Genomic DNA, 11,492 nt, shown 5'->3' with positions numbered 1-11,492 from the left:
CGTCCCCGCCGCGCGCCGGCCCGACGACGAGGTGCCGACGGTCGTGGTGGCCGGCGACGGAGCGGGAGCGGTCGCGCGCGAGATCGCGGAGGCGAACGGCTGGCCGCTGCTCGCCGAGCCGTCCTCCGGGGCGCGCGGCGGAGAGCACGCGATCGGCGCGTACCGGTTGCTGCTCGGGCGGCCCGAGCTCGGTGGGGCGGTCCGGCGCGCCGTCGTGCTCGGCAAGGTGACGCTCTCGCGTGAGGTGCAGACGCTGCTCGCGCGCGACGACGTGGAGGTCCTGGTCATCGCCCCGCGCGGCGCCCCGTGGCCGGACGCGTCGCGGCGTGCGGACACGGCGCTCGCCGAGGTGCCGCCGCGCCTGGTGGGACGCGAGAACGGAACGCCGGTCACCCCGGTCGCGAGTGCGGCGGAGTGGCTGGCGCGTTGGCAGGACGCCGGTGCTGCGGCGATCAAAGCGATCGACGAGGTGCTCGACGCGGTTCCCCGCGGGGGTCGGCGCTCGCGCAGCGGCACGCGCGTGCGGGGCCCGCTGCTGGCTCGCGAGGTCGCCCGGGCGTCGCTGCCGGGGGACGTGCTCGTCGTCGGCTCGAGCAACTCGGTGCGCGACCTCGACCTCGTCGCCGACTGGGACGTCGCGCCCGCGGTGCTGTCCAACCGCGGCCTGGCCGGCATCGACGGAACGATCTCGACCGCCATCGGGGTCGCGCTCGCGACCCCCGGCCGTCGCGTGCGAGCCTTGCTCGGGGATCTGACGTTCCTGCACGATGTCGGCGGGCTGCTCCGCGGGCCGCTCGAGCCCGAACCCGACCTGCAGATCGTCGTCGCGAACGACGACGGCGGCTCGATCTTCGGCATCCTCGAACACGGCGCGCCCGAGCACGCGGCCGCGTTCGAGCGGGTGTTCGGGACTCCGCACGGCGCGGACCTCGGCGCCCTGTGCGCCGGCTACGGGGTGCGCCACCAGATCGTGCGGGAGGCCGGTGACGTCGCGATCGCGCTCGCGACCCCAGGCCCCGGACTGAGCGTCGTGGAGGTCCGGGTGGACCGGTTGCGCCGGCGCGACCTGCACGCGCGGCTCGCTGCGGCCGTCGCGCAGGCCCTCGACCGAATTCCACCTGACTGACCGCGCACCCGACCGATGTCCGCCCGCCCGGCGCCGACCCGGGTCGCTGTACCCGCGTGAAGTGGCGCATCAACGAAACTCGCAGCGAATTCTCAGGAACCTTGGGGTCTGCCTCCAGCAGCCCGAGGTCTGATGGTTCACGAAGAAGGAGGCCCTCATGACCAACAGCCCCGAGAACGAGCAGACCCCAGAGCGCGCCGGCGCCGAAGGGGCTGGATCGGCATCCGGCTCCGAGTCGACCCAGCAGGTGCCGGTCGAGGCCACGCAACAGGTCCCGGTCAACCCGACCCAGCAGTTCCCGCCGCCGCCCGTGGCGCAGCAGCCGCCGGCAGAGCAGCCTGTGGCACAGCAGCCGCCGACACAGCAGCCAGCGGCGCCGCAGCCGCCGACACAGCAGCCCGCGGCGCAGCAGCCGTGGGTACAGCAGCCGCCGGCACAGCAGCCGCCCGCGCCGCAGCCGCCCGTGCAGCACCAGGCCGAGCGGCCGACCAGCGCGCCGCAGATGTCGACGGGCTGGGGCCACCCCGCACCGCAGCCACCTGTCGGCTGGGGTGCCCCGGCAGCGGCCCAGCCCGCGCCGGTCCAGCCGGACGCGTCCAGCAACCCGTTCGCGGCGCCCGGTCCGAACCCGCACGCCACGAACCCGCAGGCGGGCTACCCGCAGGCGGGCTACCCGCAGGCGGGCTACCAACAGGCTGGGTTCCCGCAGGCCGGTTACCCGCAGCCCCCTTACCCGCCGGCCGGCTACCCCGTCGACCCCGCGACCTCCGCCGCGCCGTCGGGCACCACGAAGGTGCGCCCACAGCGGCTCTGGGTGAGCGTGGTCGGTGCCGCGGCGGCCGCCGCGCTGATTGCCTCGTTCGCCACGGCGGGGTTCACGGGCGCCTTCGACAACAACAACTCCAAGAACGCCACGCCCGCCTCGCTCTCGACCCTCGGCACGACCACCCCTGACACCGCGCCGGTGTCCGGCTCGAGCTCCGACAGCCCCGACTGGGAGAAGGTCGCGTCTGCGGTCTCGTCCTCGGTCGTCGCCATCCAGGTCACGACGACGAACGGCGGCGCGGAAGGCTCGGGCGTCATCATCGACAAGGCCGGGCACATCCTCACCAACAACCACGTCGTCTCCGGTGCGGACTCCGTCCAGGTCACCCTCAGCGATGGGCGGCTGTACAAGGCGAAGATCGTCGGCACCGACCCGACGTCGGACCTCGCCGTGGTGAAGCTCACCAACGGGCCGAAGGACCTGTCCCCGGCCGCGCTCGGCGCCTCGGACTCCGCCGTCGTCGGCGAGCCCGTGATGGCCGTGGGCAACCCGCTCGGGCTTGCGAACACGGTCACCACAGGCATCGTGTCCGCCGTCGATCGGCCGGTCTCCGCGTCGGCCGAGACGGGCAATGACGTCGTCGTGACGAACGCGATCCAGATCGACGCCGCGATCAACCCCGGCAACAGCGGCGGCCCGCTGTTCGACGCGAAGGGCCGCGTGCTCGGCATCACGTCGTCGATCGCGACGCTCTCGGGCAGCAGCGGCACGTCCGGTTCGATCGGGCTCGGCTTCGCCATCCCCATCAACCTGGCCCGGAACATCGCCGCCCAGCTCGTCAAGACCGGCACGGCCGAGCACGCGTTCCTCGGGGTGTCGCTCACCGACGGCAAGGCGACCGCCGACGGTGTCACCCGCCAGGGCGCCGACGTCAAGGAGGTCTCCTCCGGCTCACCGGCCGCCGACGCCGGGATCAAGACCGGCGACGTCGTCGTGGCGATCAACTCCAAGCCCGTCGCGGGAGCGGAGTCCCTGACCGCCTACGTCCGCGAGCTCGCCGCGAAGTCCACGGCCAAGCTGACCGTGGTGCGCAGCGGCAAGGCGCTCGACATCAACGTCACGCTCGCCGCGAAGGCAGCCACGGCCGATAGCTCGGGCAGCGGATCGAACGGCGGCACCGGCCAGGGCCAGGGCGGCCAGAACCCGTTCGGCCAGGGCAACAACGGCTAGGAGGACCGAGGCCCCGCGCTCCGAATCCCCCAACCCCGAGCGGTGACGTCCCCCAGGACGTCACCGCTCGGCCGTGCAACCGCCCGGACCCCGCCGCCGAACATGGAGGTTGAGGTCGACGGCGCACCCTGCCGCCGAACATGGAGGTTGAGGTTGAGGTCGAGGTCGAACTCGGAGTCTGAGGTTGAACTCGCACACTGTCGTGTCCGAGTTCGACGTAGACCTCCGAGTTCGAGCGCTCTCAAACCCCGCTCGCCGACCCGCTGCTCGGCCTGCCGCTCGACGTCAGTGCAGCGCTCTGTGCAGCGAAAGTGCACCAAAACGACTCATTCACTGCACTCTGGCTGCACTGAGAGATGCACTGAGCCCGCTCACTGACGAGACTGACGGGCTGACCCCGGCGTTGAGCTCACCGGCTACCGGCGAGCCGGTCGGCCGGCGAGCCGGCGACCAGCTCGGCCCGCGAGTCGGTCAGCCACCCACGAGTTCGTCATCTATCCGTGAGTTCGCCGGTCGAAACCGACGAGCTCGCATCAAATTGACGAATTCGGCGTCCAGGATCGCGACTTGGGAGTAGCCAGGCGGGAGGCTGGTGGGCGAGGGGCGGCCGCGCGGGGATTTGCGCGTGTGCCGGCCCGGTCAGTCTGAGGCTAGGGCGCTGCGCATGGGGATGAGCTTCGCCTCGGACTCCGCGAGCTCGGCCGCCGGATTCGATGCCGCGACGACGCCGCAGCCGGCGAACAGCCGGATGCGTCGGGGGTCGTCGGGGTCCATCTCGGCGGAGCGCAGCGCGATGCCCCACTCGCCGTCGCCGTCGGCCCCGAACCAGCCGACTGGACCGGCGTAGCGGGCCCGTTCCATGCCTTCGATCCGGCCGATCAGCTCGCGCGCGGCCTGGGTCGGCGTGCCGCAGACGGCGGCCGTTGGGTGCAGTGCCGCCGCGAGCGCGAGGCTCGACGGCGCGCCCGAGTGGCCGGGCCCGCTGGAGCCCGCGAGCCCGCCCGTGTGACCAAGGCCACCCGCGTGACCGGGGTCCGCGGCTGCCAGAACCCCCGTCACGTCGCTCGCCAGGTGCAGCACGTTCGGCAGGTGCAGGACGAACGGCACGTCGGGCACGTTGGTCGAGGAGCAGAACGGCGCGAGCGCGTCGGCCACCGAGGACACTGCGTACTCGTGCTCCTCGAGGTCCTTCGAGGAATGCGCGAGGATCGCCGCGCGGGCCAGGTCGGCGTCGTCGTCGCCGGTGCGGCGGATGGTCCCGGCGAGCACCCGCGAGGTGACCAGGCCCTTCTCGCTGCGCACGAGCAGCTCGGGGGTCGCGCCGAGCATGCCGTCGACGCTGAACGTCCAGCACGACGGGTAGCCGTCCGCGAGCCGGTCCAGCACCCAGCGCGGGTCGAGCGGGTGATCGGTCCGGGCGACCACGTCGCGCGCGAGCACGACCTTGTCGACCTCGCCCGCACGGATCGCGGCCACGGCGCGCGCGACGACGTGCAGCCAGCCGTCCGCACTGACCGCGCCGTCGGCGAACGTGACTGCTCCCGGCGAGGTCACAGGCGTGCGGCCGCGTGCCACGGCGGCGAGTGAGGGTGCGGCCCCGATCCGCGCGCCGGTCTCGATCGTGGTCAGCCAGCTGGTCCCGCCGCGGCGCCCGACGACGACCTCGGGCACCACCACGACCCCGCCGGCGGGGGAGTCCTCGTCGAACGCGAACGACCCGAACGCGACCGCGCCCGTGCCGGGCAGGTGCACCTCGTCGCGCACGACGGCGTGGGAGAGCACCTCGTGCCATGCGCGCTCGGCGTCGGCGAACCGGTCCGGGCCGGTGACCGGCACTCGGAGCACCTCGCCCCAGCCCACGATGCCGTCCCCGCGGCGCACCCAGGCGAGCGCCGCGTCGCGCGGCAGCAGATCGAGCAGGGCGCCGGGATCGTCGATCCGCACCGTCCGCACCACGAGGGGCTGCGGGACGGCGCCGGCGGCCGGGCTGGACGAAGTGGTCATCCCCCCAACCCTAAGACCGCCCCCGCCAACCTTCTCCCGCAGCCCCTGCCCGACGACGACCCGCGCGCCCCGTCGTTTGCCCCGACCTGCCCGCCCCGTCGCACCCCGTGCCCGACGTAGCCCCGTCGCAGCCCCGCCCGACGTCGCCCCCGTCGCAATCCCGCCCTCCCGCCGCCGACCCGCCTCGTTGTCTCGCTGGTTGCAGCCGATGTGCGCCCGAGCGCACTTTCGCTGCAACCAGCACCGCAACCAGCGCGCGCTCACCCCTGTCCCCGACGACGACCCTCGCCCTCGCCCCGTGTGCGCCCCCGCCGCCACCCGACCCGTGCACCTGACGTGGGCGATTGGCGAGGGGGCCGGGAATGGCACACCGGGGACGTACATCGGGCGAGGGGGGGGTTTTGAGGCTGTCGGACCTGAGACGATGGGCGCATGTCGCGTGCAAGCCTGGACAAGCAGCCCCACGAGGTCGCCGAGATGTTCGACGGCATCGCCTCCCGCTACGACCTCACGAACGATGTGATGTCCCTCGGTCAGGATCGGCGCTGGCGCGCGGCGACCATCCGCGCGCTGGGCGTCCAAGCCGGCGACCGGGTGCTGGACCTCGCGGCCGGCACGGGCACCTCGAGCGTGCCGCTCGCGGACGCCGGGGTCGACGTCGTGCCGTGCGACTTCTCCTACGGGATGCTCGCGGTCGGCAAGCGGCGCCGGCCGGACCTCGGGTTCGTCGCGGGCGACGCCACCAGGCTGCCGTTCGCCGACGAGTCGTTCGACGCCGTGACGATCTCGTTCGGCCTGCGCAACGTCGTCGACACCGACGCCGCGCTGCGCGAGATGCTGCGCGTCACGCGCCCGGGCGGGCGGCTCGTGGTGTGCGAGTTCTCGCACGCGACGCTCGCGCCGTTCCGGACGGTCTACGAGAACTATCTGATGCGGGCGCTGCCGGTGATCGCGCGCGCGGTGTCCAAGGAGACGGACGCGTACGCGTACCTGTCCGAGTCGATCCGGTCCTGGCCCGACCAGCGCGCGCTCGGCCACCTGCTGCGCGCGGCGGGCTGGCGGGACGTCGCCTACCGCAACCTGTCCGGCGGTATCGTCGCGCTGCACAGGGGGACTCGGCCGCTCTAGAGCGGGAAATATCGCTCTGGGCAGAAAGTCCCTCGCGCCTGGCTTACAGTGGTGCGCTGGCGTACGTGAACTTCTTCACAAGAGGGCGGGACAGTGAGTCAGATGGGCACCGATGACGCGGATGTCATCGTCGTAGGAGCCGGCCCTGCCGGTTCCACGGCCGCCTATTACTGCGCCTGCGCCGGCCTGACCGTGCTCCTGCTGGAGAAGGCCTCGTTCCCCCGCGACAAGGTCTGCGGCGACGGACTGACCCCGCGCGCGACGCGCGAGATGGTCGCCATGGGCCTGCCGATCCGCGAGGAGGACGGCTGGATCCGCAACGCCGGCCTGCGCGTCATCGGCGGCGGGCACCGCCTGGAGTTGCCGTGGCCCGAGCTGTCGAGCTACCCCGCGTACGGCCTCGCGAAGACCCGGATGAGCCTGGACCACGCCCTGGTCGAGCATGCCCGATCCGCCGGCGCCAAGCTGCTCGAACGAACGAACGTCACCGGGCCGGTGCTCGACGAGCGCACCGGCCGGGTCGTGGGCGTCACCGCTCGCCCCGTCGACGACAACGGCCGCCGCAGCGGCGACGAGATCACCTACCGCGCCCCCGTCGTCATCGCGGCCGACGGCGTCTCGGCGCGCCTGCCGCTCGCGCTCGGGCTCGAGAAGCGGATGGACCGCCCCATGGGGGTGGCCGTGCGCACGTACTTCACGACCCCGCGGCACCAGGACCCGATGATGGAGAGCCACCTCGAGCTCTGGGACGGTGAGCCGCACAAGTCGAACCTGATGCCCGGGTACGGCTGGATCTTCGCCCTCGGCGACGGCACCGCGAACGTGGGCCTGGGCAGCGTGAGCTCGACCGCCGCGGCGACCAAGGTGGACTACAAGGACCTGTTCGCGAAGTGGATGGCGAACGCCCCCAAGGAGTGGGAGTTCACTCCCGAGAACCAGATCGGGCCGGTCCGCGGCGCGGCGCTGCCGATGGGCTTCAACCGCACCCCGCTGTACACCCGCGGGCTGATGCTCGTCGGGGACTCCGGTGGCATGGTCAGCCCGTTCAACGGCGAGGGCATCGCCTACGCGATGCAGGCCGGCCGGGTCGCCGCGGACGCCATCGTGCAGGCCAAGGCCCGGACCACGGACTCGGCGCGCGAGCGGGCGCTGGAGACCTACCCGCGCATCATGCGCGAGGACCTGGGCGGGTACTACACGCTCGGTCGCTACTTCGTGAAGCTCATCGAGCACCCGCAGATCATGCGGATCTGCACCAAGTACGGGCTGTCCCGGCCGTTGCTCATGCGCTTCACGCTCAAGCTGCTCTCGGACTGCTACGAACCGCGGGGCGGCGACATGGTGGACCGGGTCATCTCGGGCCTGAGCAGATTGGCGCCGGCCGCATGAGCACGAGCACGAGCACGACCAGCACATCGACCCACCGTCCCCGCAGGAGAGGCCCACGATGACGAATCCCTACGTCCCCATCTTGGTGATGATGGCCGTCGCGGCAGTGATGGCCCTCGGCGGGGTCGCGACGAGCATGATCATCGGCCCCAAGCGCTACAACCGCGCCAAGCTCGAGGCGTACGAGTGCGGCATCGAGCCCACGCCGCACGCCATCGGCGGCGGCCGGTTCCCGATCAAGTACTACCTGGTCGCGATGACGTTCATCATCTTCGACATCGAGGTCGTGTTCCTCTACCCGTGGGCCGTGAACTTCACCGAGCTCGCGATGTACGGACTCGTGGCGATGCTGGTGTTCCTCGTGATGATCACGGTGCCGTTCGTGTACGAATGGCGCCGCGGAGGATTCGAGTGGGAGTGACCGCAGCCGTGGAAGACATCGTTGGAGGGCAGGCATAGATGGGTATCGAAGAGGCAGCGCCGTCCGGCTTCTTGCTGACCACGGTGGAGAACCTCGCGGGGTACTTCCGCAAGGGTTCGCTGTGGCCGGTCACGTTCGGCCTGGCATGTTGTGCGATCGAGATGATGGCGACCGGCGGGCCCCGCTACGACCTGTCCCGCTTCGGCATGGAGGTCTTCCGCGCCTCGCCGCGCCAGGCCGACCTGATGATCGTCGCCGGTCGCGTCAGCCAGAAGATGGCCCCCGTGGTCCGCCAGGTCTACGACCAGATGCCGGAGCCCAAGTGGGTGCTCTCGATGGGCGTCTGCGCGTCCTCGGGCGGCATGTTCAACAACTACGCGATCGTGCAGGGCGTCGACCACATCGTGCCGGTCGACATCTACCTGCCGGGCTGTCCGCCGCGCCCGGAGATGCTGATCAACGCGATCCTCGCGCTGCACGACCAGATCCAGACCGCCCCGCTCGGCGTGAACCGCCACGAGGCTGCGCGCGTCGCCGAGGCCGCTGCGCTCGAGGCCACCCCGACCTCGCACCTGAAGGGCCTCCTCCCGTGAGCGACGACGACGCGACCCGCAAGGCGACCGAGCTCGCCCAGCAACAGCACGGCCCGCCCGCGGGCGACCGCCCCCGCCTGGAGGTCGTCGACGTCCGCAAGGGCATGTTTGGCGCCGAGGGTGCCGGCGACACGTCCGGCTACGGCGGCCTGGTCCGCGAGATCACGATGCCCGGACAGAGCGAGCGCCCCTACGGCGGCTGGTTCGACGGCTGCGTCGACGTGCTCGCCGAGGTCCTCGGCGAGAAGGGCATCCCGTTCGCGGACGCCGTCGAGAAGGTCGTCGTCGACCGCGGTGAGCTGACGCTGTTCATCGCCGGAGCGAACCTCGTGCCGGTGTGCCAGGCGCTGCGCGACGACCAGGACCTGCGGTTCGAGCTGAGCCTGGGCGTGTCCGGCGTGCACTACCCGCACGAGACGGGCCGCGAGCTGCACGCCGTCTACCACCTGACCTCGGTCACCCACTCGCGCAGCCTGCGCCTGGAGGTCGCGGTGCCCGACGGCGACCCGCACCTGCCCTCCACCGTCGCGGTCTACCCCGCGAACGACTGGCACGAGCGCGAGACCTGGGACTTCTTCGGGATCGTGTTCGACGGCCACCCCGCCCTGGCCCGCATCGAGATGCCCGACGACTGGCCGGGTCACCCACAGCGTAAGGACTACCCCCTCGGCGGAATTCCCGTCGAGTACAAGGGCGCCACCATCCCACCGCCGGACCAGCGGAGGTCCTACAGCTGATGACTGATACGAGCACACCCCACGCCACCCCCCACATCTACGACGCGTCCGCCGACGGCGTCCCCACGTTCGAGGCCACCGGCGGCGACTGGTCGGACATCGCCGAGGAGGCTGCGCGCCTCGGCGAGGAACGCATCGTCGTCAACATGGGACCCCAGCACCCGTCGACCCACGGCGTGCTCCGGCTCATGCTCGAGATCGACGGCGAGACCGTCACCGAGGCCCGCGCAGGGATCGGCTACCTGCACACGGGTATCGAGAAGAACATGGAGTTCCGCACCTGGACCCAGGGCGTCACGTACTGCACGCGGATGGACTACGTGGCCCCGCTCTTCCAGGAGGCGGCCTACTGCCTCGCCGTGGAGAAGCTGCTCGGCATCACGGACGACATCCCGGAACGGGCCACCGTCATCCGCGTGATGATGATGGAGCTCAACCGGATCTCCTCGCACCTGGTGTGCCTCGGGACCAGCGGCAACGAGCTCGGCGCGACGACGATCATGACCGTGGGCCTGACCGCCCGCGAAGAGGTCCTGAAGGTCTTCGAGCTCATCACCGGGCTCCGCATGAACCACGCGTACATCCGCCCCGGCGGCGTGTCCCAGGACATCCCCCCGGGTGCGCTGGACAACGTCCGCGAGGCGCTGGTGACCCTGCGGCACTACATGGGTCAGCTCGAGGACCTCATGCTGGCGAACCCGATCTTCAAGGCGCGCCTGGTCGACGTCGGGCACCTGAGCCTGTCCGCGTGCATGGCGCTCGGGGTCACCGGGCCGGTGCTGCGCTCGAGCGGGCTGCCGTACGACGTGCGCAAGGCCCAGCCGTACTGCGGCTACGAGACGTACGACTTCGAGGTCCCGACCTCGACCGACGCGGACTCCTATTCGCGGGTCGTGCTGCGCCTGGAGGAGTGCCACCAGTCCATGCGGATCGTCGAGCAGACCCTCGATCGTCTCCAGGCCATGGGCCCGGGGCCGGTCATGGTTGCCGACAAGAAGATCGCGTGGCCGGCCCAGCTGGCCATCGGCTCGGACGGGATGGGCAACTCGCTCGACCACATCCGGGAGATCATGGGCACCTCGATGGAGGCCCTGATCCACCACTTCAAGCTGGTGACCGAGGGCTTCCGGGTGCCGACCGGTCAGGTGTTCGTGACCGTCGAGCACCCGCGCGGCGAGCTCGGCGTGCACCTCGTGTCCGACGGCGGCACGCGTCCGTACCGGGCCCACTTCCGGGACCCGTCGTTCAACAACCTGCAAGCCACGTCGATGATCTGCGAGGGCGGCCAGATCGCCGACGTCGTCGTCGCTATCGCGGGGCTTGACCCGGTGCTCGGAGGGGTGGACCGCTGATGACGCGTGACAAGAACTATGACGAAGAACAGCTCGTCAGGCTGCGGGCGGACGCGGCCCAGATCGTCGCCCGCTACCCCGAGGCGCGCTCGGGCCTGCTCCCGCTGCTGCACCTCGTGCAGGCGGAGGACGGCTACGTCAGCCCGGTCGGCATCGCCTTCTGCGCGGACGTGCTCTCGCTGAGCACCGCGGAGGTCTCCGCGGTCGCGACGTTCTACACGCAGTACAAGCGCCACCCCAACGGGGAGTACACCGTGGGGGTGTGCACCAACACGCTGTGCGCGGTGATGGGTGGCGACGCCATCTGGGACTCGCTGAGCGACCACCTCGAGATCGGGCACGACGAGACGACGGCCGACGGCAAGGTGACCCTCGAGCGCATCGAGTGCAACGCGGCCTGCGACTACGCGCCGGTGATGATGGTCAACTGGGAGTTCTTCGACAACCAGACCCCCGCCAGCGCGCGCTACGCGGTCGACCGGCTGCGCATGAACGAGCCCCTGGTGCCCACCCGCGGCGCCGAGAGCGTGGCCTCGTTCAAGGCGATGTCCCGCGTGCTCGCCGGGTTCTCCGACGGCCGCGCGGACGAGGGCGTCGGCGCCGGCGAGGCGACCCTGCGCGGGCTCGCGCTCGCCAAGGAGAACGGCTGGACGGCGCCGGCCTTCCCGGCCGAACCCGTCGCGGCGGCGCCCGACGCCGTCGAACCGCGTGACGCGACGCCGGCCTCGGGCGGCCACCAGTCGAGC

General features: G+C 71.5%; 10 protein-coding genes. 9 read left to right on the top strand and 1 reads right to left on the bottom strand.

From position 1 onward, the window contains the following. A partial coding sequence (locus tag VIM26_RS00060; protein ID WP_331948259.1) for a thiamine pyrophosphate-dependent enzyme occupies window positions 1–1,126 on the top strand: 1,126 nt, incomplete at its 5' end. Window positions 1,127–1,283: 157 nt separating this feature from the next. Next, window positions 1,284–3,122 carry a trypsin-like peptidase domain-containing protein gene (locus tag VIM26_RS00055; RefSeq protein WP_331948258.1) on the top strand — a complete coding sequence of 613 codons (1,839 nt, stop codon included), beginning with the start codon at window positions 1,284–1,286 and terminating at the stop codon, window positions 3,120–3,122. A 639-nt stretch (window positions 3,123–3,761) separates the two neighbouring features. Here the strand turns inward: VIM26_RS00055 and VIM26_RS00050 are convergent. After that, the gene (locus VIM26_RS00050) at window positions 3,762–5,126 is read right to left on the bottom strand and encodes an isochorismate synthase (protein WP_331948257.1); all 1,365 of its coding nucleotides are present in this window, start codon (window positions 5,124–5,126) and stop codon (window positions 3,762–3,764) included. A gap of 432 nt (window positions 5,127–5,558) precedes the next feature. On the opposite strand from VIM26_RS00050, the gene VIM26_RS00045 reads away from it, so the two are divergent. The 7 genes from VIM26_RS00045 to nuoE form a co-directional block, all read left to right on the top strand. Next, window positions 5,559–6,254, top strand: a complete 696-nt coding sequence (locus VIM26_RS00045) for a demethylmenaquinone methyltransferase (protein WP_331948256.1) — start codon at window positions 5,559–5,561, stop codon at window positions 6,252–6,254. 102 nt (window positions 6,255–6,356) lie between these two features. Continuing rightward, window positions 6,357–7,643 (top strand): geranylgeranyl reductase family protein, encoded by a 1,287-nt coding sequence (locus tag VIM26_RS00040; RefSeq protein ID WP_331948255.1) that lies wholly within the window; start codon window positions 6,357–6,359, stop codon window positions 7,641–7,643. A 58-nt stretch (window positions 7,644–7,701) separates the two neighbouring features. After that, on the top strand, window positions 7,702–8,064 hold the full coding sequence (locus VIM26_RS00035) for an NADH-quinone oxidoreductase subunit A (protein ID WP_331948254.1): 363 nt from the start codon (window positions 7,702–7,704) through the stop codon (window positions 8,062–8,064). Between the two features lie 38 nt (window positions 8,065–8,102). Further along, window positions 8,103–8,657: an NADH-quinone oxidoreductase subunit B family protein gene (locus tag VIM26_RS00030; RefSeq protein ID WP_331948253.1), complete on the top strand. Its 555-nt coding sequence runs from the start codon at window positions 8,103–8,105 to the stop codon at window positions 8,655–8,657. Beyond that, complete coding sequence (locus tag VIM26_RS00025; protein ID WP_331948252.1) at window positions 8,654–9,394, top strand: NADH-quinone oxidoreductase subunit C; 741 nt, start codon at window positions 8,654–8,656, stop codon at window positions 9,392–9,394. Before VIM26_RS00030 ends, VIM26_RS00025 begins: the two co-directional genes overlap by 4 nt. Beyond that, a complete protein-coding gene (locus VIM26_RS00020) occupies window positions 9,394–10,746 on the top strand; it encodes an NADH-quinone oxidoreductase subunit D (protein ID WP_331948251.1) in 1,353 nt (450 codons plus the stop codon). The genes VIM26_RS00025 and VIM26_RS00020 overlap by 1 nt, the downstream gene beginning before the upstream one ends. Further along, window positions 10,746–11,492: NADH-quinone oxidoreductase subunit NuoE (nuoE, locus tag VIM26_RS00015; RefSeq protein WP_331948250.1), on the top strand; the 747-nt coding region annotated here is incomplete at its 3' end. The genes VIM26_RS00020 and nuoE, both read left to right, overlap by 1 nt.

This window comes from Pengzhenrongella sp. (assembly GCF_036565025.1).
Taxonomy (GTDB): domain Bacteria; phylum Actinomycetota; class Actinomycetes; order Actinomycetales; family Cellulomonadaceae; genus Pengzhenrongella.
This window is presented reverse-complemented; position numbering and strand designations above follow the sequence as displayed.

Excerpts from the sequence above, each read along its gene's own strand:
- VIM26_RS00055 (WP_331948258.1), top strand. The coding sequence starts at position 1,284 with ATGACCAACAGCCCCGAGAACGAGCAGACCCCAGAGCGCGCCGGCGCC.
- VIM26_RS00050 (WP_331948257.1), bottom strand. The coding sequence starts at position 5,126 with ATGACCACTTCGTCCAGCCCGGCCGCCGGCGCCGTCCCGCAGCCCCTC.
- VIM26_RS00045 (WP_331948256.1), top strand. The coding sequence starts at position 5,559 with ATGTCGCGTGCAAGCCTGGACAAGCAGCCCCACGAGGTCGCCGAGATG.
- VIM26_RS00040 (WP_331948255.1), top strand. The coding sequence starts at position 6,357 with ATGGGCACCGATGACGCGGATGTCATCGTCGTAGGAGCCGGCCCTGCC.
- VIM26_RS00035 (WP_331948254.1), top strand. The coding sequence starts at position 7,702 with ATGACGAATCCCTACGTCCCCATCTTGGTGATGATGGCCGTCGCGGCA.
- VIM26_RS00030 (WP_331948253.1), top strand. The coding sequence starts at position 8,103 with ATGGGTATCGAAGAGGCAGCGCCGTCCGGCTTCTTGCTGACCACGGTG.
- VIM26_RS00020 (WP_331948251.1), top strand. The coding sequence starts at position 9,394 with ATGACTGATACGAGCACACCCCACGCCACCCCCCACATCTACGACGCG.